At 49.9% G+C, this 23,697-nt stretch carries 21 protein-coding genes; 7 read left to right on the forward strand and 14 right to left on the reverse strand.

What is annotated here, in order from left to right; translation table 11 throughout:
* Positions 1-271: 271 nt before the first annotated feature.
* Entirely contained in the window at positions 272-2,128 is a 1,857-nt protein-coding gene (locus EKM84_RS08620; protein WP_125765363.1) for a DUF5776 domain-containing protein, read from the forward strand.
* A 260-nt stretch (positions 2,129-2,388) separates the two neighbouring features.
* On the forward strand, positions 2,389-4,053 hold the full coding sequence (locus tag EKM84_RS08625; protein WP_125765364.1) for a MucBP domain-containing protein: 1,665 nt from the start codon (positions 2,389-2,391) through the stop codon (positions 4,051-4,053).
* 607 nt (positions 4,054-4,660) lie between these two features.
* Here EKM84_RS08625 and EKM84_RS08630 read toward each other — a convergent pair.
* Together EKM84_RS08630 and EKM84_RS08635 are read right to left on the reverse strand one after the other, a co-directional pair.
* Complete coding sequence (locus EKM84_RS08630) at positions 4,661-6,505, reverse strand: S53 family peptidase (protein WP_225418176.1); 1,845 nt, start codon at positions 6,503-6,505, stop codon at positions 4,661-4,663.
* A gap of 704 nt (positions 6,506-7,209) precedes the next feature.
* The gene (locus EKM84_RS08635) at positions 7,210-8,094 is read right to left on the reverse strand and encodes an alpha/beta hydrolase fold domain-containing protein (RefSeq protein ID WP_125765427.1); all 885 of its coding nucleotides are present in this window, start codon (positions 8,092-8,094) and stop codon (positions 7,210-7,212) included.
* A 168-nt stretch (positions 8,095-8,262) separates the two neighbouring features.
* On the opposite strand from EKM84_RS08635, the gene EKM84_RS08640 reads away from it, so the two are divergent.
* Together EKM84_RS08640 and EKM84_RS08645 are read left to right on the forward strand one after the other, a co-directional pair.
* Positions 8,263-9,057, forward strand: coding sequence for a tyrosine-protein phosphatase (locus EKM84_RS08640; protein WP_125765366.1), 795 nt, complete (start codon positions 8,263-8,265; stop codon positions 9,055-9,057).
* A 77-nt stretch (positions 9,058-9,134) separates the two neighbouring features.
* Complete coding sequence (locus EKM84_RS08645) at positions 9,135-10,073, forward strand: alpha/beta hydrolase (protein ID WP_125765367.1); 939 nt, start codon at positions 9,135-9,137, stop codon at positions 10,071-10,073.
* A 368-nt stretch (positions 10,074-10,441) separates the two neighbouring features.
* Here the strand turns inward: EKM84_RS08645 and EKM84_RS08650 are convergent, their stop codons facing one another.
* The 4 genes from EKM84_RS08650 to purB all read right to left on the reverse strand — a co-directional run bounded on the left by EKM84_RS08650 (position 10,442) and on the right by purB (position 12,618).
* Positions 10,442-10,708: a Txe/YoeB family addiction module toxin gene (locus EKM84_RS08650; RefSeq protein ID WP_125765368.1), complete on the reverse strand. Its 267-nt coding sequence runs from the start codon at positions 10,706-10,708 to the stop codon at positions 10,442-10,444.
* Positions 10,705-10,962, reverse strand: coding sequence for a type II toxin-antitoxin system Phd/YefM family antitoxin (locus tag EKM84_RS08655; protein ID WP_404819573.1), 258 nt, complete (start codon positions 10,960-10,962; stop codon positions 10,705-10,707). The genes EKM84_RS08650 and EKM84_RS08655 overlap by 4 nt, the downstream gene beginning before the upstream one ends.
* A gap of 78 nt (positions 10,963-11,040) precedes the next feature.
* Positions 11,041-11,271, reverse strand: a complete 231-nt coding sequence (locus EKM84_RS08660; protein ID WP_125765369.1) for a hypothetical protein — start codon at positions 11,269-11,271, stop codon at positions 11,041-11,043.
* Positions 11,272-11,319: 48 nt separating this feature from the next.
* Positions 11,320-12,618 carry an adenylosuccinate lyase gene (gene purB / locus EKM84_RS08665; RefSeq protein WP_125765370.1) on the reverse strand — a complete coding sequence of 433 codons (1,299 nt, stop codon included), beginning with the start codon at positions 12,616-12,618 and terminating at the stop codon, positions 11,320-11,322.
* Positions 12,619-12,892: 274 nt separating this feature from the next.
* Here purB and EKM84_RS08670 point away from each other — a divergent pair, with 274 nt between their 5' ends.
* Both EKM84_RS08670 and EKM84_RS08675 read left to right on the forward strand, forming a co-directional pair.
* Entirely contained in the window at positions 12,893-14,179 is a 1,287-nt protein-coding gene (locus tag EKM84_RS08670) for an adenylosuccinate synthase (protein WP_125765371.1), read from the forward strand.
* Positions 14,180-14,204: 25 nt separating this feature from the next.
* Positions 14,205-15,191: a GMP reductase gene (locus EKM84_RS08675; RefSeq protein ID WP_125765372.1), complete on the forward strand. Its 987-nt coding sequence runs from the start codon at positions 14,205-14,207 to the stop codon at positions 15,189-15,191.
* Between the two features lie 63 nt (positions 15,192-15,254).
* Here the strand turns inward: EKM84_RS08675 and EKM84_RS08680 are convergent, their stop codons facing one another.
* The 6 genes from EKM84_RS08680 to EKM84_RS08705 all read right to left on the reverse strand — a co-directional run bounded on the left by EKM84_RS08680 (position 15,255) and on the right by EKM84_RS08705 (position 21,476).
* The gene (locus EKM84_RS08680) at positions 15,255-16,022 is read right to left on the reverse strand and encodes a CPBP family intramembrane glutamic endopeptidase (RefSeq protein WP_125765373.1); all 768 of its coding nucleotides are present in this window, start codon (positions 16,020-16,022) and stop codon (positions 15,255-15,257) included.
* Between the two features lie 94 nt (positions 16,023-16,116).
* Positions 16,117-16,818, reverse strand: a complete 702-nt coding sequence (locus tag EKM84_RS08685; protein WP_164511364.1) for a B3/B4 domain-containing protein — start codon at positions 16,816-16,818, stop codon at positions 16,117-16,119.
* Between the two features lie 161 nt (positions 16,819-16,979).
* Positions 16,980-17,411 (reverse strand): universal stress protein, encoded by a 432-nt coding sequence (locus tag EKM84_RS08690; RefSeq protein WP_125765375.1) that lies wholly within the window; start codon positions 17,409-17,411, stop codon positions 16,980-16,982.
* A 12-nt stretch (positions 17,412-17,423) separates the two neighbouring features.
* The gene (locus EKM84_RS08695) at positions 17,424-18,986 is read right to left on the reverse strand and encodes an Nramp family divalent metal transporter (RefSeq protein ID WP_125765376.1); all 1,563 of its coding nucleotides are present in this window, start codon (positions 18,984-18,986) and stop codon (positions 17,424-17,426) included.
* Positions 18,987-19,448: 462 nt separating this feature from the next.
* A complete protein-coding gene (locus tag EKM84_RS08700) occupies positions 19,449-19,880 on the reverse strand; it encodes a universal stress protein (RefSeq protein WP_125765377.1) in 432 nt (143 codons plus the stop codon).
* A 3-nt stretch (positions 19,881-19,883) separates the two neighbouring features.
* Positions 19,884-21,476, reverse strand: coding sequence for an Nramp family divalent metal transporter (locus tag EKM84_RS08705; RefSeq protein ID WP_125765378.1), 1,593 nt, complete (start codon positions 21,474-21,476; stop codon positions 19,884-19,886).
* Positions 21,477-21,868: 392 nt separating this feature from the next.
* On the opposite strand from EKM84_RS08705, the gene EKM84_RS08710 reads away from it, so the two are divergent.
* Positions 21,869-22,534, forward strand: coding sequence for a metal-dependent transcriptional regulator (locus EKM84_RS08710; protein WP_125765379.1), 666 nt, complete (start codon positions 21,869-21,871; stop codon positions 22,532-22,534).
* Between the two features lie 129 nt (positions 22,535-22,663).
* Here EKM84_RS08710 and EKM84_RS08715 read toward each other — a convergent pair whose 3' ends face one another.
* Both EKM84_RS08715 and EKM84_RS08720 read right to left on the reverse strand, forming a co-directional pair.
* The gene (locus EKM84_RS08715) at positions 22,664-22,999 is read right to left on the reverse strand and encodes a hypothetical protein (protein WP_125765380.1); all 336 of its coding nucleotides are present in this window, start codon (positions 22,997-22,999) and stop codon (positions 22,664-22,666) included.
* Positions 23,000-23,345: 346 nt separating this feature from the next.
* Positions 23,346-23,687 (reverse strand): hypothetical protein, encoded by a 342-nt coding sequence (locus tag EKM84_RS08720; protein WP_125765381.1) that lies wholly within the window; start codon positions 23,685-23,687, stop codon positions 23,346-23,348.
* Positions 23,688-23,697: the final 10 nt, after the last annotated feature.

Genomic DNA, 23,697 nt, shown 5'->3' on the forward strand with positions numbered 1-23,697 from the left:
ATCGTCGTTCGAGAAGACTGATCTCATCAGTTTTGAACGTGTTATTTGGTTCAACTTACCATCCCCACGGAACTTTCTGGCCCAAAACCGTTCCGCCCTTTTGCCATTATATCAATTGTGTGCAATTTTATTTAAGCGGTTACATTTACACATTAAACTTTTATTCAATCTTCATGAATGCCGTCACAATACGATTTAAACTAGCAATTATTACCGAATTCATGGTATACTGCATTTAATAAATAGAACAAAAGTAAAGGGAGTGTGCTAAATGACTAGGGGACTTAGCAAATTAATGACTGCCACCTTCACACTGATTTTATTAGGGGGCGTGGCCACACCAGCGGTGGCTTACGCGGATTCTTCGACAGATACTGTCACAGCTACGACTAAAGCTGACGACAATAAGGTCACCTACCACGTAAGTGTCGTTGAAACACCTTATGCCTTGATTTCTTCGACTAGCGGTATCGAAAAAACTCCGATTCTCACCGGTTGGCCCGATACTTTAACAACTGATCAGCTTACAGATGACGACTACATCCAAAAACTGATGACCGAAAATCCAGAAAACTCCGCTGACACTGTCGACAATTACCGGGGAGTAATGACTCAATATTCCGCAGACGACATCACTGTAAATCCTAAAGAATCTTTCCTGCAATACCAGTTAAACTCTGTAAATATCTCAATGTCCGCAAATGAATATGTTAAAATGATGCTTTTGCCTTCGTATGTGACGCTGTGGAATGCTTACGCCTATGCTAATTTAGAAAATGGCGTCATGAATCGTGACGATCTCATCGCCTACTACGAGAAAAACGTCGGACCGGAACTGATTGCGTTAGGGGCAACTCAGGAAATCGTCCAGACCTACAATCCCGGTTCATGGAGTGAAAAGCATTTCAATGAAGAATTTAAACTCATGTATCAGCAGGATTACGACAACGTTAAATCAGCCCCAATTCTAAATAAACTATCTGATGAGCAATTCATGAAGATTGACCTGACCGGAACAATTAATGAACAAATGAAACTCTGGTTAGTTCCAATTTCTAATTACTATACTAAGCTTCCCGATGGTTCATACAAATTAAGTGGACTGATAACAGGTAACTTCCAATTTCTAAACTTTGGGACACCTGACCCCGTCATCCCCGACCCAACGCCGACCCCAACGCCAGCCAAGAGCCAACCGGTGACGGTGACCTACGTCGATGACCAAGGCAAGACGCTAGCACCCAGCAAGACGTTGACCGGCGACCTGGATGCCACCTACCAGAGTGACGCCCTGAACATCGCCGGCTACAAGCTGAGCAAGACGCCCGCTAACGCCACTGGCAAATTTACCAGCGACACGCAGACCGTGACCTACGTATACACCAAGCAAGGCACGCTGCAAAGCGGTTCGGCGGCCGACACCATCGAGACCACCACGTTGGCTCCTAAGGGCGCCGTCGTTTATGCCACCAAGAAGGTCGGCCTCTACAAGACGGCCACCTTCTCCAAGAAGAACCTGAAGCGTTGGTACGTGAAGAAGTCTCGGACGAACCGGCCGATGTTTGTGGTCACCGGCTACGCGACCTCTAAGAACGGCGTCAAACGGTACCGTGTCAAGGATGTCAACCATCACAGCAAGACGGCTGGCAAGACCGGTTACCTCACGACCAACAACGCCTACACCACTACCGTTTACTACGCGACTAAGCACAAGACCGTGACGGTGATCAATCCAACTGGGGTCAACAGTTACGCCAAGAAGACGTTAACTGGCAAAAAGACCCACTACCGTCAAGGACAGACGCTGACCGTTAAAAAAGTGGTTACCAACAAGTTAACGACCCGTTTCGTTCTCAAGAATGGCCGTTACCTGACCGCTAACAAGAAACTGGTTCAGGCGGGCAAAGTCACGATGCCACGGCAGATCAAGACGACCCACGCCATCAACCGTTACAGCAACGTTAAACTCACCAAGCAGAATAGACACCTCAAGAAGGGCACCAAATTAGCCGTCCGCGGCTGGGCTTACTCAAATACCAACAATTTCAGTAAGCACGACACGCTGCGGTACCACGTGGCTGGCGGGTACATCACCGCTAACCAGCACCTGGTGAAAACCATTCGTTAACGAGGCTCCTTGAAATGAAGTTCGGACCACACTGGTCTGAGCTTCTTTTTTTGCGGATTTTTACGTGATCTGAACTTTCTCACGTTATCCCTTTTTATAAAATATGTGCAATGTTAATTCAACTGATTAACGACCTTCAAAATCATTTGTCAGACTAGCTATAATCGCCTTCATATGGGCGATAGTTGTAGCTTTAAGCCGTATATTCATGGTATACTTCTACTAGATAATAGGACAAAAAGTAAAAGGAGTGTTCAAAAATGACTAGGGGCTTTAGACAACTCGTGACCGTGAGTCTCGCCATGATTTTATTTGGCGGGATTCTCAGTCCCAGCGTCATTCACGCTGAAGCCGCCACCGCCGTCTCGACCGCTACGACACCCACTGCCAAACAAACCTATACCATTAGCTCCGTCGAACTGCCCTACACGAAACTGATCATGAACCAGCAAGTGACCAAGGACTACTGGTTCCAAAAGGATATGACCGGTGATACTGATGGTGGGCCTCATGCCCTCACTGTAGGTCAATTGGAAAATACCACCTACATGGGCAGTTTCGTCAAATACAACAATAATGACGACATGGCCGCCAGCTTACCTTATATTTATCAAGGACTCTTTGCTAATCCAACCATTGCCCAAGACACGACTGTCGGTGAATTTTTGTACGATCTGAATACCGACGACTTTTCCAGCGCCGCCGACTATGTCGAAAGCAGCCGTCTCAGTACTTTCATCACCACCTGGTGGTTGAAAAACCTGGCACAATATCAAATCGACCAAAGTAATTACGCACAGATGCAGTCGGACTATCATAGTTTCTTGCGTGACTATCTGATTACTACCGGCGCGGACGAGAACATTATTAGCCAATATGACAACATGTTCGCTACAAAGGAAAACTTTGAAGAACCAAATATTCAGAAAATGCTCTATACGCAGCTATTCCCCGGTCTCGTCAAGGCGAACTATCTAGGCCAATACACCAACGAACAACTGGCCCAGTTGAATCCAGAAACTTCTGCGGCAGAAACAGAACGGGCCTTGAACCAACCGATGACGGACTTCCTATTGCCACAGGAAAATGACACCTACCAGCTCAGCGGCCTGCTGATGACGATGGAAATCAAAATCTTTAGTTCCGACAACACCCTGTTGCCACCAACCACGACACCAGAGCCGAACCCCAATCCGCAGCCAACGCCTGACCCAGACCCCGTAACCAGCCAACCCGTGACAGTCCGTTACGTCGATACCGCTGGCAAGGCAATCGCCCCAGTCAAAACGCTGACGGGTGACCTGGGAACGAGCTACCAGAGTACCGCGCTGAAAATTGCCAACTACACCTTAAAGACGACGCCAACCAACGCCACCGGTAAATTTACCAGCCAGGCGCAGACCGTCACCTACGTGTACCAGGCTATCCTGACGAGTGGTGCTGGCGCCGCAGTCGTGGCTCCCAAAGGCACAGTGGTTTACGCGATGAAGAAGATTGGCCTGTATCGGTCAGCCACCTTCACGAAAAAGGCCCGTAAACAGTGGTACGCGAAAAAGTCCCGGCAAAACCGGCCGATGTTTGTCGTCACCGGCTACGCCAAGTCCAAGAACGGCGTCAAACGGTACCGCGTCAAGGACGTCAACCACCACAGTAAGACGGCTGGCAAGACCGGGTATATCACGGCCAATAGTCGCTACACCGCCCGTGTTTACTATGCCAAGAAGCAGCCTAAGATCACCGTGATCAACCAAGCTGGCGTTAACGCCTACAGTAAAAAGTCTCTAACGGGCAAACGCCACCACTATCGTCAAGGCCAGGTCCTCAAGGTGAAGAAAATCGTGACCCACAATCTGACGACCCGGTTCGTCCTCACTAATGGCACCTACGTCACCGCCAACAAGAAGCTGGTTCAGACGGTTAAATAGTCGTTTGATTCGCCTTGCCGGGTGGTGAAAATAGCCCGGAACGCGGTGGGAAGGACGCGGGAAGCCTGAGATTCGGTCTTCCCACTTGCTTTGAGCCGCCAACACCGCGTCTCAAAGTCACCATTTCCTGAAGAACACAGGAAATCCCACGGCTGAGGCTATTTTCACCGCCCTCACGGCTAACAATGTGTTTAACCACCTGACCAACATCTGTTGCGGTAGTGACGTCGATTATCTACTTTCCATGTAAATCAAAAACGGCAGTCCACCACTTGGGTGAGCTGCTGCTTTTAGATTACGATGCTTATGATTAATTAATTGAGAAGAACATGGCCACACATTTATCCAACGAACCAGATAAACCAGTTAGCCAACCACTCACCAACTTACGGGTTAAATCTGTGTCAGCCGCAGGGCTGGTGAAAATGGGCTCAGCCGTGGGAGTTACCTTAGCGGGTTCCCCGCTTAGGTAACTGCTATCTTTGAGACGTGACTTTCGGCTCAAAGTAAGTCTGAAGACCGCTTCTCAGGCTTCAGACGTGCGCCCACAGCGTCACGGCCCATTTTCACCAACCCGGAGGCGATGATAAAAACTAGTTTAACCCAGTTATTTGAAAACCTTGGCTAACTGGTCAAAGTCCAGCGTCCCCAAGCCGGCCGCCTGGTTATAAGTCTTCCCCGGCTGCCCAACGTAGAACAAGTTCCCGTTGTTCGTAGCCGAATCCAATTTGGTAAACGGTGACTGACTGGTCTGGGCCAACGCGTAAAGCTGTGGGTTCCACAGCCCCATGCGCTTGCTGCGACCGCTATTGATAACGGCCGCCATCGCCGCAAACTGAGGCGCCACGACGCTGGTCCCACCGGTCAGTTCCCAGCCATCCGCGCTGGTGTACTCATCATACCCCGTCAACGGATCAGCGTTAGCCACGACGTCTGGGAAGTTCCGCCCACTGGCCGTCCCGGTGATCAGGCTCGGATTCTCTCGGGGCAACCCACTCGCCGTCAGGTATTGCCGCGCATTATAGGTGTTCACGCCGGACACGCCCTTCTGATACTGCGGGGTTGCGTACAGTTCGGAAATGCCGCCACCACTGCCGCTCTGAAGCGTGTCCATCAAATCAGAATTCTTTTTGAAAAAGCCCTTATCTTGGAAGTAGGCGTCAAAGAGTTCGTCGCCGCCCCAGGTCCGTTCCTTGGGGATGTCGACCTTGATGCCGTTGGCCAGCGTGCCAGAGACTGGCAACGTGGTCCCACCGGTGGCCGTGACCCACGGATTGTTGGCAGGGAAGTTGGCGTAAATGCCTTCGTTGGTGTTGCCCCGGCTATCGAGCTCTTCACCATAGGCCCCGGAGTCCCCGCTTGCCGCAAAGGTCGAGATACCTTGAATTGCGCCTTGCGCCAGCAACGTGTTCATGATGCTGCCATAAAGTGGTGTTAACAGGTGCTCCCGGTTCAGACTCTGGAGCACGCCTTCGGACAGACCCCAGCTCAGCGATAACGAACTGGCTTGATTTTCACCAAAGGCTGTGGCAAAGGCATTGAGCCAACCCACGTCACTCAACGACGCCGTGTAGACGCGAATCTTGGCTTTCGGTGCGATGGCCCCGGCCTGTTCAACGTCTAGCGAGGTTTCTTCGTTGCCCGGATCGACGTTGCCCCAGATATTCATGCCGCCAGTAGTCTTCACACTGATGCGGCTGGCGGACGACGCAACGCCCTCCTCGGACCAGAAATGAGTGATATCATTCTTGTTGACCTTGCTAAAGCTAATGATGCCAATCGTTTGGCCCTTGCCGTCATTGCCCTTGGCCAGGCTCGTCGCATTGTATTGGCTCAAGAAATTCTGCGGCGCCCCATCACTGGTCGGCCCGTCGGAACTGGTACTGGACGCATCCGCTAGACTACGCATCTTCGCCAGGTTCGTGATGCCGACGACCGCCTTGATAGGCTTAGCCACGTTGCTGGGCAACTTGGGCGACTTCTTAGAAAATTGAATCTTCTTGCCGTGGTAGGTGGCCGTCTTCAGGTTCGTCGCGAAGGTCTTGTTCACCGCCGCCGTGCTCCCCTTGATCTGCATGATCAGGCCATCGTTAAAGGTCGTCACCTTAAACTTGCGTGACTTGAAATACTTGGCCAAACGCTTCGTGGTGGTCGTGGACTGCCCAAATTTTTGCCGAAACTGCTTGGGCGTCAAATAAGACTTGAACTGTTTATTTCCCGACGTATTCACGGCATAGGCGGTCTTGGTCAGCTGCGCGCTATTCCGCGTGTTTAAGACCAGGTCCAACGTCACGGTTTTACTGCCAGAAACGGGTTTCACATTTTTTAAATTGGTTAATTCACTCTCACGGTACGGTGTCGCCAGCGTGCTGGTGCTAGCCGCGGTCGCTGTGACGCCACCGAAACTGCCCAGCCCCACAATCAAGCCGGCCACAATCAGACGAATCCTCATGAGCATCCCCTCCATTTATGCTTTATTATACCCCGCCACTCCGCGAAAAGGTGGCGCAAATCACTAGTTGATGATGACATAATTAAATGGTCGAACCAAGGTCCCGCTAAATGGTGGGTGGCCGTTACCGGCCGTAGTGGTCTGACCGCTTACGTTTGTGACCACTTGAAATGGTTTCGTGGGTTAAGGGCGGGGCAATTTCGTGATTTTGACGGACTTTTGGTGGGTTAACTAAAAACAGGTTCCGTGGCCTTGTTTTTTGGTCGCGGAAACCTGTTGTTTTGGCTGATTGTGTTTTGGGGGCAATGATTGTTGAGGGTTAGTTTTGGACTGGTTTGAAACTTACCACAGTACGGGTAGGACTTGTTTGGACCGGGACTTGTCGTTCAGTTCGAACTGTCTCGGTTCGTTACGCTAGTTCTACACGGAACAATCCTGGTCCTGGCGGCCTCTGAAACGTGCTCCGCGAGCCAGACTCCTGCGCTTAACCCGGCTAAGAAAATATCCAGTCATCTCATTCAGACTGTCTCAGTTCGTTATACTAATTCTACACGGAACAATCCTGGTCCTGGCAACCTCCGAAACGTGCTACGCGAGCCAGGTCCCTGCGCTTAACCCCGACTAAGCAATGACCCAAGCCCAGGGTCATCACTTAGTCGACGTTAATGCTCAGGACCTAAACAGCTCGCTCCACACTCTTTACTCTATAACTTTCCAGTCAAAATAAACTGCTTAACTTCCTTCAATGTCCGCTTGGATTCAGGCAGCTTGCCCCACAGGATGTAGTCGTGGAGCATCGACTTCAGTTCGTGAATCTTGGCTGGCGTGCCGCTGGCTTCGTTTAGCTTTTGAATCAGCCGTTCGTCATCTGCCGCCAGCAATTCATTAGTCCCGTAATACAAGAGAATTGGTCCCAAGTCGTCAAAGTCGCCATAAATGGGACTGACGAGGGGATCGGTCACGGGGTGGTCTCCCGCGTAATCGAAGCCGATTTTTTTCAGAGTGGCCAGTGTGAGATACGGATCGTGCTTGGCCGCCGTTTGGAGGTCAGGATTCATCATGCTTAGGTCGGTCCACGGCGAAATCAGCACCGTCCCAGCTGGCAAGGGTTCTTGGTGAATTTTCAATTGTTGTAACAAAGTCAGCGCCAAGCCGCCCCCGGCCGAGTCCCCCATCAGGAAGAACTGGTCGTCCGGATACTGGGCCCGCAGGTAATCGTAGGCGTTCATGGCAAAAATCACCGTCTCGTCAACCGTTGCCTCTGGAACCAGGGGGTAATCAATGTAGGAGATTCGCAAATTAGCCTGTTGGACCAACGTTTCCATCAATTCACGATGGCTGTCGATGCCCTGCATGGTGTACGCACCGCCGTGAAATAACAACACGTGTTGCGGTAATGGCGCGCCCGAGGCAGCGGTCAGGATGCGGCCGCCGAAGACTTTGCGTTCCTTGGTCACGATGGTAGCCGGAAACTTTTCTGGCACCACGGCCCGGTTTTGCCGGCTAGGCTGTAAAAATGCTTGTTGAATCTGCTGTTTGAGCTGACTGTGCTGGGTCTTGAAGAGTAACCATTTCCCGCGCAAACTCACGACTATCACCCTTATCTTTTTTGACTTCGTTTTTTGCTCGACTCATATTGCCAGTATACAGCGTTTCCACTAAAAACGCTTCCCTCAGATTGAATTACTAGGTAATTTCCCGAAAAACCGTTAGAATAGAGGGCGTAACAGTAAATTTGAAAGGGTGGCAAGAAACCAATGACAAATAACCGAAAATTAAACGTGACGGGCGGCTGGAACTTCCGAGAACTGGGCGGCTACACCACCGTTGACGGCCACTCGGTTAAGTGGCACAAGTTATTGCGGACAGACGGGCTAGCGCGCCTCACCCCGGATGACCAACAATTATTGACGGACTATGGCGTCGTTGCCGACGTTGATTTTCGCTCCAACGATGAAAAGAAACAGGCGCCGGACAAGGTTCCGGCTGGGGTAACCTATCATTTTCTCCCGGTCTTTCCGGCTGGCGACGAAACTGACGCTTCAGCCACCCAGGAAGAACTCGAAGCCCGCTTCAACGGCGATGACCAGGCCGGGTACCGCCACATGTTAGACGTTTACCAAAAGATGGTGACGATGCCCACGGCGCAGGAAGCCTACCACAATTTCTTCGGCACGCTCCTCAGCAATGAAAAAGCCAATCAATCCGTGCTCTTCCACTGTACTGCTGGTAAGGATCGGACCGGGATGGGCGCGTTCTTAGCCTTGAGTGCCCTGAATGTTGATCCCCAAACCATTCATCAGGACTACCTATTAACGAATCCAAACGTTATGCCACTGGTAGACCGCCAAAGTGACAAGGCTCGTGAAGAAGGCCATTCAGAAGCCTTTGTGACCAACATCCGGGCACTGTCCACGGTCAACCCCGACTATTTGGCCGCGGCGACGAAGGTCATCAACACCCAGTACGGCGGCACGCAGGATTACCTACACGACGTTTTAGGCTTATCCCACAGCGACTTAACCACTTTGAAACGACTTTATTTGGACTAAACATCCACGCCAGGCTAACCGTTTTAACGGGTAGTCTGGTTTTTTAACCTCACCTATACGAAAGGAACTGATTGCTAATGAAGAAGAAAACGTTGACTTGGGCCCTTCCACTTGCTGGAATCGCCCTGACCTCACTGGCCGCCAGTGAGCACCTCTTTAACTTTGCCTTTAAACGCGTGAATTACGTCCCAGAAACCTCCGCGGACAAGCAAAAATACGCCGACGCCTATTACGCCTACGTTGATTGGTACCAGAAGATTCCTAAGGAAAAATGGTACCTGCACGAACACGACCCGCAGAACCGGATGGTGGCGGAGTACATCCCCGCGGAAACGCCGAGCGCCAAGACCGTGATCATTTCTCACGGCTACAAAGGCAATGGTGAAACTATGGCAAACTTTGCCCAAATGTATCATCGCCTGGGCTTTAACGTCTTGTTGCCGGACGAACGGGGCCACGGTGAGAGTGCCGGGAAATACATCAGCTTTGGTTGGCTAGACCGGTTGGACTACCTGCAATGGATCCAGCAGGTCATCGACCGGGCCAACAGCGATGTCAAAATTTTGTTGTTCGGTGTCAGTATGGGCGGCGCCACAATGGAGATGCTCTCCGGCGAAAGCCTCCCCACGCAGGTCAAGGCCATCATCGCCGACTGTGGCTATTCCAGCATCGAAGCGGAATTGACCTACCTGTTGAAACGACAATTCCATTTGCCCAAGTACCCCATCGAGCCCCTCGTCAGCACCATTTCCAAGCGCCGGTTGGGCTACTACCTGGGCGACGTGACCGCCACGGAACAACTGCGAAAAAATCAGCGGCCAATTCTCTTTATCCACGGTGAAAAGGACGTCTACGTGCCCGTGGGCATGGCTTACGAAAACTACGCGGCCACGCACGCCCCAAAGCAATTATGGATTGTGAAAAACGCCTCCCATGCGGAAAGTTTCTGGACCAACCCAGCGCGTTACCAACAACACGTGACGGAATTCCTCCAAACTTACTTCGACGAGGACTGAAGCTTAAGCCTAACTTAACGGCGTTTACAGCTTCCTTACGATTAACGTAGAATCTTCACACTTTAGTTTTTCTTTAGTAATTTGTCAAAAAGTCATCATGAATTTACCCCTTTTCTCTTCACAAGCGGCGGGTATAGTAAACATCATAGTAATTAGCCAATAACTATTACTAACCAAATTCTATATCCAATCCCTTTTAGATTCTCTCCCCCTAAGAGAATCCTTCCTGATTAGGTTCCCTCAAACCTAATCACCCCTCTAAGTTGCGTTTACACCCCCCTATGTAAATGCACTCCTCATGAAAAAAGGTTCGCCGTACTCTTCCCCGAGAGTACGACGAACCTTTTATTTTGGGCTGGAAACGAAATTCACCTTTCATAATGAGAATACGCAGAAAAAATAATAACTCTTTTGTTTTTAACGTCCACCTGGTAAACCACCCGGTGTTGTCGATTTATTCGCCGCGAATAGAATCCCTTTACTGGAGGTGTCAGTTTTTCAAATGACTGTGTCTGCAAAAAAGGATTATTTTTTAGAGTTTGAATGACTTGTAAGAAACGCTTTTCTAAGTCACTACCCTTAATCCGTCGTAAATCTTTTTTCACCTGCGATTTAATCTCAATCGTATAGCTCAAATGGATTGCCAAGCTCGGTCAAAATCTTCATTACTATCATCTGATCGATCTTGAATCTGCTTATCAACACCATGACTGATTAAAAACAGAGTTTCTTGAATAGCCTTCCACTCGTCTTCTCCGACTACAAAGGCACCTTTACCACCATCGGCTGGTTCGATTTTAACAGCTTCTGCATTTGAATTAGCCTGCTTCATCAAAGAAATTAGTTCACGTTGGTCATGAGTTGGCACATACGGATTTTTCATCATCAAAATCAGCCCTCCTATAGTCGATTTCACAAATTTCACTCATTATGCCTTCTTATTCACGCATTGTCAAACATCACTCACCTACAACCACCGCCAAGCCTTATACAAATCTTGCCGGTGCTGGGTCTCGTGCGTCTGAGTTGCCTGGACTAGTTGCGCTTGAATAGCTGCCCACTGAGCTTCACTCATCAAAATGGCCCCGTCATCGGTTTGCTGAGGTGATGCAATCTTGACGGCCTTTCCGGCATGAACTTGACGTAACAACTCTAACAAATGCTGTTGCGCATCAATTGGTGAATACACTTTTTCCATTGGCCATTCCTCCCATAGTTCACAGACAAGCTAACGACGTCGTCAAATCTATCTGGTTAACCCTAAGCGGTTAAAGATAAAGTCCACGCGGCGCAAGTGATAATGATAGTCGAACGCATCATCAATCTGAGTTGGCGTTAACCGGTGCGTAATTTCCGCATTGGCTTCCACCAGTGGCCGGAACTGGGTCTGTTGGTCCCAGGCTTGAGCGGTCAGCGGTTGGACCAAATCATAGGCCGCCTCACGACTGAGTCCCGTTTCAATCAGCTTCAACAATAGCCGTTGACTGTAGATCAGCCCATACGTCCGGTTCATATTGGCCTTCATGGTTTCTGGGAAGACATCCAGGTTCGTCAAGATGCCGTTAATTCGGTGCAGCATGTAGTCCAGCAGTGTCGTGCTCTCAGGCAAAATCATGCGTTCAGCTGAGGAATGGGAAATGTCCCGTTCGTGCCAGAGACTCACGTTCTCATACGCCGTGACCATGGTCCCCCGTAAGACACGGGCCAGGCCGGTCACGTTTTCGGAACCGATGGGATTACGCTTGTGCGGCATGGCTGAGGAGCCCTTTTGTCCGGCACTAAAATGTTCTTCCACTTCATGGATTTCTGAGCGTTGTAGGCTCCGAATCTCCGTGGCAATATTTTCGACACCCGTCCCAATCAAGGCCAACATTGAAATGTAGTCGGCATGCAGGTCCCGTGGCAGCACTTGGCTGGCAATGGGTTGCGCACTGATTCCAAGCTCTTCACAGACTGAGGCTTCGACTTCTGGTGGCACGTTAGCAAACGTCCCGACTGCCCCGCTGATTTTCCCCGTCTCCACGGCGGTTGCGGCTTGGTCAAAACGAGCCAAGTTCCGTTCCATTTCCGCGTAGAAGCGCGCAATCTTTAAGCCAAACGTGGTGGGCTCTGCCTGAACCCCATGGGTGCGACCAATCATGACCGTATCTTTATAATGAAGCGCCATGCCCTTAAGTCTTGCAATCAACGTCACCAAGTCCTGTCGTAACACGGCATTGGCTTGCTTTAATCGGTAACCCTGAGCCGTGTCGACCACGTCCGTACTGGTGACCCCAAAGTGAATCCATTTGCGTTCGGCGCCTAGTGATTCCGAAACATCCCGCGTAAAGGCGACCATATCATGGTGGGTAACGGCTTCAATCTCGGCGATACGGTCGACATCAAAGGTCGCGTTCTCACGAATCTTACGTGCATCTTCAGCGGGGACTTCGCCCAACTTTGCCCAAGCCTCGTCAATGGCAATTTCCACGGCAAGCCAAGACTGATACTGGTTTTCTAGGGACCAAATCTGGCCCATCTCTGGTCGGGTATAGCGTTCTAACATGCACATTTCCTCCTCGAAAATAGGTAAAACACGAACATTAATTTTAATTTTCGTTCTTTTCTCTGATATCTATTTTATCACAGAACATCCCACTTTAGCTAGTAGTTTACGCGGTATATCCCTTATTAATTAATTTCTACCCATAATTAAAAGAACTTTATACTGCATTATTAAATAAATTGTTCGCATTTCACTTGCTTTTTAATTCCGAACTTGATACACTTATTCTTGCTGGGTGTTCGGCCTGGCAAATAATAACGATGAGGTGTTTGCAATGTCATCAACAGTAGTAGTTGGTAGTCAATGGGGCGATGAAGGTAAAGGAAAGATCACGGATTTTCTGAGTGAGAAGGCTGATGTCATTGCCCGCTACCAAGGTGGTGACAATGCCGGCCACACCATTGTTTTCAATGGTCAAACGTTCAAGTTGCGGCTGATTCCTTCTGGAATTTTCTACGCCGACAAGCTGAGCGTGATTGGTAATGGAGTCGTCGTCAATCCGAAATCTCTGATTGAAGAACTGACTTACCTCCATGAAAATGGTATTTCTACCGATAATTTACGGATTTCCGACCGGGCCCACGTGATTCTGCCCTACCACATCTTGTTAGACCAAGCGCAAGAAAAGGCGAAGGAAAACAAGATTGGAACCACTAATAAGGGTATCGGCCCGGCTTACATGGATAAAGCCGAACGAATCGGAATTCGAATCGCGGATCTGTTGGACCACGACATTTTCGCTGATAAATTACGCCAAAACTTAATTGAAAAGAATAATGTTCTAACCAAGTTATACGATGTCGAACCGCTTAACTTTGATGATGTTTTCGATGAATACTATGCACTGGGCCAACAGATCAAGGGCCACGTCACCGACACGTCCGTCGTGATCAACGATGCGATTGACGCCGGTAAGAACGTCCTCTTCGAAGGCGCTCAAGGGGTGATGTTAGATATCGACCACGGAACTTACCCATTCGTCACGTCCTCGAACCCCGTTGCCGGTGGGGTAACCATCGGTGCCGGCGTGGGCCCAACCAAGATCGACCACGTTGTCGGCGTCTGCAAGGCCTACACGTCACGGGTCGGCGATGGCCCGTTCCCGACTGAACTCTTTGATGAGATTGGGGACACCATCCGTGAGACTGGCCACGAATACGGGACGGTTACGAAGCGTCCTCGGCGAATCGGTTGGTTTGACAGCGTCGTTCTCCGCCACGCCAAACGCGTTTCTGGTTTAACGAGCCTGTCTCTAAACTGCCTCGACGTCCTGACTGGTCTCAAGACTGTTAAGATCTGTAAAGCTTACGAATTAAACGGCGAGGCCATTTACCACTACCCCGCTAGCCTGGTCGACCTGGACGCCTGCCAACCCATCTATGAAGAATTCCCTGGCTGGACGGAAGACATCACCGGCTGTCACTCAGTCGAAGACCTTCCCGTCAACGCCCAAAACTACGTCAAGCGCCTCGCCGAACTGGTGGGTGTGGATATCGCCACGCTCTCCGTCGGTCCCGACCGCGAACAGACCAACATTTTACAAGACGTCTGGAACGCCTAACCCCACGAACAAGGAGTGACTGCACATGCATCCCGCTGAAGTATTTGATTACGAAGATATTCAACTGATTCCTAACAAATGTATCATCGACAGTCGAAGCGAGACCGATACCAGTATTGAGTTCGGTCCCCACCGGTTTAAAATTCCGGTCGTTCCCGCGAACATGGAAACGGTCATCAATGAGCCCTTAGCCATTTGGCTCGCCCAACATGATTATTTCTATGTTATGCACCGGTTCCACCCAGAAGAACGCCGTGGCTTCATTGAACGGATGCACGCCAAGTCCCTCTTTGCTTCCATTAGTGTGGGGGTCAAGGACGACGAGCACGCCTTCATTGACGAACTTGCCGCAGCCGACCTGGTACCCGAATACATCACGATTGATATCGCGCACGGTCACAGTGACGCGGTCATTCGGATGATCAAGCAGATCAAGACCAAATTGCCCGATAGCTTTGTGATTGCCGGAAACGTCGGCACGCCGGAAGCCGTTCGGGAATTGGAAAACGCCGGTGCCGACGCCACCAAGGTCGGTATCGGACCTGGTAAGGCCTGCATCACCAAGCTCAAAACGGGCTTCGGGACCGGTGGTTGGCAACTCGCAGCTGTTCGGCTTTGCGCCAAGGCTGCTCGGAAGCCAATCATCGCTGACGGTGGGATTCGCTACAACGGCGATATCGCCAAGTCGATTCGTTTCGGTGCCAGCATGGTCATGATTGGCTCAATGTTAGCCGGTCACGAACAATCGCCTGGTAGTCTGTTAACCATCGACGGCCGGACCTTCAAGCAATACTGGGGTTCCGCCTCTGAAAAGCAAAAAGGCGCCTACCGCAACGTTGAGGGTAAGCAGATGCTGGTCCCTTACCGCGGCGATATCGCCAACACGTTAAACGCCATGCAAGAAGACCTGCAGTCGTCAATTTCCTATGCAGGTGGCCGTAATCTGCTGGACATTCGGACCGTGGACTACGTTATCGTGAAGAGTTCCATCATGAACGGCGACAATTACTAACCAAACTAAAAGTCACGCGTCCTTTCCGGTGTGGAAAGTGACGCGTGACTTTTTGCTTATTATTTAGTTCAAAAAGCGAGCCCGAATGTCTGCCAACTTAGACCGCCGCAACATGAACCAGGCAACGCCGCCATAGACGACCAGTGGCCCGATACCCGCCCAGGCAGGTAAATTTACGCCCTGCTGGAGCAATCCCGTATTGACCAACACCTGGGCATCCTCCAAGAAATGCCAGGCAATCGTCCACAACAAGCTGCCCGTCCGGAGATACATGGCACTCGTCAGCAGGCCAAACCCGAAGGCCATCAGGACTTGCCCGACAGTCATGGTCAGGCTTTGGTGGGACAAATTGATCAAATGGCTCGCAGCAAACAATAAACTACTGAAGATTGCCGCTAACCACACGCCCCATCGCACATTGCTGGCAAATCGCCGAAGAAAGCCACCGAGCAAGATGCCTCTAAACAACGTCTCCTCAAAGATGGCAATCAGCAACGCCAGTAACACCAGCAGGGCTGAGTGCTCCGTAAAGCGTTTGGCCGTGACCAGCATGGACCCATTTACAACCATAAAAAATACGGGGACCCCATTGGTCTTAACCTGTTGCCAAAATGGCAGCTCCGACTTCAACCGAATCGGCACACCTAACCAAAACCGGTTAGCCAAGCAAACGATTACTAGGACAACAATTTCTTCCAAAAACGATGTTAACATCGTCGACAAGCTGGCTTTTTTCAACAGATAACCGACAATATTCATGACGGCGATTACCAGTACCCACGTTAGGATGAGCTGGTATGCCGGCTGTCTTCTTCCCTGATTTAATTCCAAAAAATTCTCCCCTTCTCTTGCCCCTACAAACTCAGTCTATCGCTACCTAACACAGGTTTCCCCGAAACTTCTGTGCCAGTGGCAACTAAGCTAATTACTTCGTTTCTGCGGTCAAAACGGCCGTCTTATCTGGCTTGATTCCGAAGTAGGTTGGAATCAATTCGGCTAAGGCTGCCATGGCCTCATTGGCCCGGGCGGCCTGGTCGGCGTTGACCGATTCCATCACGACAATCCCGTTGGTAGTGTCGTCCGTCAACATGGTCCGTTGGGCTTCCCGCCAGTTCAGGCTCCGGCATACGGCGCCCTCATCATCGTAGTAAATCATTTCGCCAGCTCGGGCCGGGTCATCCTCTTCTGCACCCAATGGGAAGAAGGATTCGCCGCCTTGCGCCGTGCCTAAATGCAGGTCACCGGCAATTTTATCTCGGTCCTCAATGCCGACTGGCACGCCATAACGCAGTGAAATACTGTTATACACGTCAACCAGTGGCTCAATTGGCGTGAACTCGTGGCCCTGACTAGCCCGCTTCAACAGGGCTTCAATCGAAGAACGCGCCCCTTTACGCTTGGGAAATTGTTGGTACGCCTCCCGCCATTCGGCCACCACCGGGTTATTCCGGAAGGGGTCAACCTTGGTAAATTTGTCGGATTCTGCCGTCGCCGTGCGCAACAGTTCTTGGCGTTCGGCCAGATTATCATCCGTATCATGGTTATCAAAGCCCGTCAGCCACATCAAATTGATCTGTGCCTCCGGATACGTTTGCCAAAAACTATCGTCAATCATGACATCCTTCATCGTCATTGTTTTATTCATCCTTTCGGTTAATCGTTTGTTAAATCTCTTACTCTCTCATCATATGCTACTGGCAAAAATTTGCAACGATAGTTAAAAACGGCCCATCCTATTTTGCGGATGAGCCGTTCTTGCTTTTTAGCAAATCTTTTTCTAATTGTGCTTTACCGAATCACCAGCACCGAGACCGGCGCATACTTAGCCATGTACGCGGCCTGGCTACCAAAGTGGCGGCTGACCCCCTTCTTGGCAATCGACCCAACAATAAGAATGTCCGGCTTAACCTGGGGAATGATCTCCTTCACGATGGTCTCACCCGGCTCGCCCTCCGCAATCATGATGCGGACAGCGGCAACGCCCGCGTCCTCTGCCTGCTGCTGGTACTCACGGACGTGCCGTTTTAAATCGTCATATTGCCCGTGGATAAAATCCGTATCCAGCGCTTGGTAAACGTTCATAGTTTCCTTTTCCAATACCGACGCGATCACTAGCTCGGCTCCGTCTCGTTTTGCCTGATGAATCGCGTACCTAAAGGCTAACAAGGCATCCGCCGAATCGTCAACACCGACTAAAATTCGTTTAAACGTGGTTGGCATGCACTCATCCCCCTATTTTTCCTTGGCCGCGATTGATGCGGCCAGGCGCTTGTTGCCAAAATGTAATTCCACAATGGTCCACGCCAACAAGCCCAGCACGGCCGCAATCAACGCGTAGGCAATGCCATTGGCCAGGGCTAACGTGCCACCTGTGACGTTACTGCCGAAGAAGGCCTGAACTTGCCCCGGCATGCCTTCCAGATTCAACCCGGTCAAGGCAATGACGGAGAACCAGCCTAAGATCTTGAGCCACCAGGAGTTCTTGAAACGCTCGCCCATTTCCAATTTGCTATCGGTCATCATCAAGAGGGGCAGCATGGAAAATGGCAGGGCAAACGCCAGAAAGACTTGCGAATTGTTCATTAAATCATTCAGTGCTTCGTGTTCCGCAATCGCACTCTTGCCGCTGGTCAACATGACACAAATCAAGACAGGAATCACTGACAGCAACCGGGTTACCAGCCGCCGTAGCCACAGGGGCATCCGCATGTGCACGAAACCCTCCATAATAACTTGCCCGGATAGCGTCCCGGTAATCGTGGAGTTTTGCCCGGAAGCCAGTAAGGCCACGGCGAACAGCGTAGATAAAACACCGGTCCGTGCAACACTGCTCAGGACGCCATTGCTCATGGTCGTCGTATCTGACAGCGCGTGGAACAGGCCGAAGAAGGAAGGATCCTTGACGGCGCCGGTCTTGAAGACGGCGACCCCCATGATCAGCAGTAGCGCGTTGACGAAGAAGGCAAAGGTCAGTTGAATGTTCGAATCTAGTCCAGCAAATTTAACCGTCCGTGCCACATCTTCCTCATCGTTGTGGTCGATCGACCGCGTCTGGGAAATAGCCGAGTGCAGGTACAAATTGTGGGGCATGACGGTGGCCCCGATGATGCCGAGCGCCCCGTTTAATGGCGTCATCCCGGCAACCGCGTGGGCCGTCGAGAACGTTTCGCCAGTCGGAATCAGGCCCTTGAAGACGCCACCCCAATCGGGATTGGACAAAGCAACCTGATAGACGAAGACGAAGAGAATCACCATGATCAAGCAAACCACGATGGCTTCAATTTTTCGAAAACCAACCTTGGTCAGCAATAATAGCAACAGCACATCAAAGACCGTGATGAAGACGGCGATGACCAACGGAATGTGGAACAGCAGGTACAACGCAATCGCTGCTCCAATAACTTCCGCAATATCCGTCGCCATAATGGCCAATTCGGTTAATAACCATAAAACTACCCCTAGCGATTTACTGGTCCGCGCGCGAATGGCTTGGGCCAGATCCATCTGACTCACGATACCAAGTTTAGCCGCCATGTATTGTAACAGCATCGCAATCAAACTTGACATCAAGATGACAGACATCAGCAGGTACTGGAAATTTTGACCACCGGTAATTGACGTCGACCAGTTCCCGGGATCCATGTACCCCACGGCAACCAACGCACCAGGCCCTGAGTACGCAAACAAGGTTTTCCAGAAACCAATGTCCTTGGGCACCTTGACCGTCCCATTGATTTCCTCCAGTGAGCGGCCGTTCGCGTATTCAATCAGCTTGTGCTTCTTTTCTTCTGGCATGCTCTCACTCCTCCTGGTCAACTTTTCTGACCAACGCTAGTGTACGGCAATGCCCAGCTGCCGGCGCTGCTAAATGGTGAGTCGTTAAATTTAGGGGGGTGACGGTTAATTTTAAGGAATCAAAAAAGCCGCTAGACCACGTTTTAGTGGGCTAACGGCTTAGTTCGTACGCTTTTACTATCTTACATCGATGTTGCATCGCCTGATCACTTTCGTTCCCGACGGCAGGCTCAAGCTCCCCTGCTATGGGGAACGGCTCCAGCCTGGGAAACGGTCTTCCGCCTCGCCTGAAAGCCTGGAAAACCACCAGTCTCCCAGGTCGTCCCGTGCTCTAAACTGAGAAAATCACTCAGTTAAGACCACCGACATAGCTGGTCCGCTTGACCTGCCTCTGGTCACTGACACTGATCACGCCTTTTCACATAATTTTAAGAAGCTATTGTTCTTGTAACATCATAATCCCTACCGAATGACCATCACAGAAATGGGTGCATACTTTGCCATGTAGGCCGCTTGGCTCCCGAAGTAACGGCTGACGCCCTTCTTGGCGATTGAGCCGATGACTAATAAGTCTGGTTTGACGTGGGGAATCACGTCGCGGACGATGGTTTCCCCTGGTTCGCCCTCCGCGATAACCATTTTCACGTCTGCGACACCAGCATCTTGGGCCTGCTTTTGATAGGCTTGCATGTGCGCCCGCAGCTCGTCTCGTTCCCCGTGGACGTAGTCGCTATCTAAGGCTTGGTAGACGTTCATATCGTCGTGTTCCAGGACCGACACAATAATCAGTTCGGCCGCATCTCGTTTGGCTTGGTGAATGGCGTAGTCAAACGCTAATAACGCGTCTGCCGAGTCATCGACCCCCACTAAAATTCGTTTAAACGTCGTTGCCATGAGCTATGCCTCCTCGTTTCCTAAAGACTTCTCAGCCTTTTCAGCTGCCAGTTCTGCGATTAACCGCTTGCTACCCTTATGGAGTTCTAGAATCATCCAAGCTAACAGAATAATAATGGCCGCGTCCAAAACGTAAGCAATCACATTTGCCGTGGATGTTTGGCTCGCCGTAATGGCGTTGCCGTAGAATCCTTGGATAGAAGCTGGCATGTTAATCAGGTTCAAGTAGGTCAGGGCCAGCACAGAAATCCAGCCGAGCACCTTGATCCACATCGCGTTCTTGAACCGCTTGCCCATTTCAACCGCACTGTCCGTCATCATTAACAACGGTAGCATGGAGAATGGCAGGGCAAAGGCCAAGAAAACTTGTGAGTTGTTCATCAAATCATTTAACGCCTCATGTTCATCGATGGCACTCTTGCCACTGGTCAGCATGACACAAATCAAGACAGGAATCACGGACAGTAGCCGGGTGACTAAGCGCCGCAACCACAATGGCATCCGCATGTGTACGAAGCCTTCCATGATAACTTGACCAGACAAGGTCCCCGTAATCGTTGAGTTTTGCCCAGAAGCTAACAAGGCAACGGCAAACAGCGTTGACAGAATCCCCGTCCGGGCCACGCCAGCCAACACCCCGTTACTCATGGTACTGGTGTCGGACAAGGCTTGGAACAGGCCGAAGAATGATGGGTCTTTGACGGACCCACTCTTGAAGACGGCAACCCCCATGATCAACAGCAAGGCGTTCACGAAGAAAGCCAAGGTCAATTGGATGTTGGAGTCCCAGCTGGTAAATTTAACCGTCCGGGCCACGTCTTCTTCATCGTTATGATCAATTTCCCGCGTTTGCGAAATGGCTGAATGCAGGTAAAGGTTATGGGGCATAACCGTCGCCCCGATAATTCCCAAGGCCCCACTGATAGGCGTTTGTCCACCAATGTGTGGCGTGGAAGCGACCGTCTTCATGCTAGGAATCAAGCCGCCAAAGACGCCACCCCAGTCAGGGTTAGACAAGGCGACTTCGTAAGCGAAGACCACCAGGATTACTAAAATCAGGCAAACTACGATGGCTTCAATCTTCCGGAAGCCAATCTTGGTCAGCAACAATAAGAGCAAAACATCTAACACCGTGATAAACACGGCAATGACCAATGGAATGTGGAACAGCAGATATAAGGCAATTGCGGCCCCAATAACTTCCGCAATATCCGTTGCCATAATGGCAAACTCCGTCATGATCCACAGCACGATGCCGAGGGACTTGCTGGTCCGCGCCCGAATGGCTTGGGCCAAGTCCATTTGACTCACGATACCAAGTTTAGCCGCCATGTATTGCAGTAACATCGCGATCAAACTTGAAATCAAGATAATCGACATTAATAAGTATTGGAAATTTTGCCCACCAGTGATGGACGTTGACCAGTTACCTGGATCCATGTAACCGACCGCAACTAACGCACCAGGCCCGGAGTACATAAATAGTGTTTTCCAGAACCCTTTCCCCTTTGGTACTTTAACGGTACCGTTAATCTCTTCAAGTGACCGCCCATTGGCATATTCAATGAGTTTGTGCTTCTTTGGTGTATCACTCAAAATCAAGACCCCCTTCTGTTTCCTACAAGGCCCATTGTACCGTAAAGTTTACTTAAATCAAATAGAAATTTAGGGTGACTTAACTTTAAAATGTGAACTTGTTAATAATAATATTCGTAATTTAAGCGGTTTCATCCCCGGCCTTTCGCTACTGAATTTAGTGAACTTAATAAGTGAAATCCATCGAAAAGTTTTTTTGGTTCACAAAACTTTTGAACGATAAATGCCGTTAATCAGGCATTTTATTCTAAAATTGTTATTTAAAGCCATCAAAATTTTTATGACTGAACAGAAAGATTTGCAACTTTCGACCGTTACCAGTAGAATTTAAACTAGTAAAATAAATTTTTAGGGGCACTTAACTATTTTCAATTCACTGGGGAGTTGATTGGATGTCGAACCATCAAAATACTTATTTAAAAATCATCGCGGAGTGTAGCTTTGCCCGCGCTCGTGTCAGCAATAAACAGATTATTCACTTCGCCAACGTGACTCCGGCCACAGTCACTGAGACGACCCGCCAACTACAGGCGCAGGGGCTCGTCCATCGGCGCCGCTATACAGGGGTGACGCTGACCGAACAGGGTAAGGCTGTCGCCGGCCACTTACTCTACGCTTACCGATTGTGCGAGGTCTTTTGTGATCAGCAGTTACACCTGCCGCTCGCGCAGATTCCAGCACAAGCCTGGCAAATGGCTGATGCCTTAACCCCCGTCACAGTGAGTGCGCTGGCCGAGTACCTCGACCATCCACAGCGGAGTCCCTTTGGCGGCCTGCTGGATTCGACGGCCCTGCCAGACGATAGCCACATTACCCGTCTCAGCGACGTACCAGTGGCGACAACGGTCACGCTGACCGGCTACCTGGAAACGGCTAATTTGGTGGCTTACGTCGATCACCTAGCCCTGCCGTTGAATGTGCCAGTTACGATTGTCGCACGTGATGAGGAGCTACATCTGCTCTATCTACAGTTGCCGGATGACCGGGAAGTGACCGTGAACGCGCTGGTGGCCACGTACCTGTATACGGTGCCGGTCATGGCTTCGGTTGGGCGTTAGCGATTAGAATACATTAAAGGCAGCGGACACGACTTTAGAAACTACGCCGTGCCTGCTGTCTTTTTGATTGTGTCTTGTTATAGGAATAAAATAAAAAATGTAGTTTCAAAACTCAGTGAATCATTCAAGCTACTTATCCCAAAGGATACGCCGGATATGCCTAGTATTTATGCAAACTAATTTTTTTACTCGAACAGCGTATATTGGCACACCTGCAGGACCTGCCGAAAAATTGATGTTTACGCCATAACAAGTTAATTTATTATTACCCGATTGTAGTTTACTATCAGCTCGTGACATAACTTTTGGGAACGCAAACATAGAAGCAATTGGATGACCGTTCTTTAATACATACAAGCGAACCGCATTTTGAGGTGAATACGGAATAACTGTTACAACAGTTGTAGCGCTCCATACAACTGCAAAGAGCAAAAACATTAGGATAGTTCTTTTTCTTTTCTTCAAATAACTTCCCCCAGACACACCCATTTTAATTAACCTATGCCTTACTTATCGCCAAGCCAAGTCTTGCGGATCCCTCTTTACGGTCCAACCGCATAGGCAGGCGCCGCAACATATTTATCATAGAAATGATTCTTAGAAACCTTATGTACCACTACAACGTCCACGTCTGCGCTTTCTGTAGAAAAAGGCACATTGATTTGATAATGTAGCTGACTCTTGTTGCCACTGTAGTACTTAATTTCTGATTTAGGCAGCTTGCTGGGCCCGGAAAGCACAGCCGCAAACGGATACCCGCTTTGCAAAATACACAGTCTGACGGCATTCTAGCTTCAAGTTGAAATGAAATTCAATCAACACTGTGGACCACATGTGTTCTGTACATATGTGAACCATGAGCTGGCTCACTCATGGCCACTGTGTTAATATTTATCCAACCATTTGATGCATCAAATGGCGTCCTAACTTCATAATATCTCCACTCTTTGCCACCAGAATAGCCCAGAGAATCATCTCCACTCAGTCTCTTAGGATCCTCAGTCAATGCAATAATCGGATGTCCATTCTTTAGAATCACAAAACGCACTGCTTTTTGTGGAGTATCAGGTAACAGGGCTCTTATAAAAACAATAATCACTATGGAAGTGATAACTACCAAAAAAATCAATAATTTCAACAATCTTTTTTTCATAAAGACCTCC

Source organism: Levilactobacillus mulengensis, from assembly GCF_003946045.1.
Taxonomy (GTDB): Bacteria; Bacillota; Bacilli; order Lactobacillales; family Lactobacillaceae; genus Levilactobacillus; species Levilactobacillus mulengensis.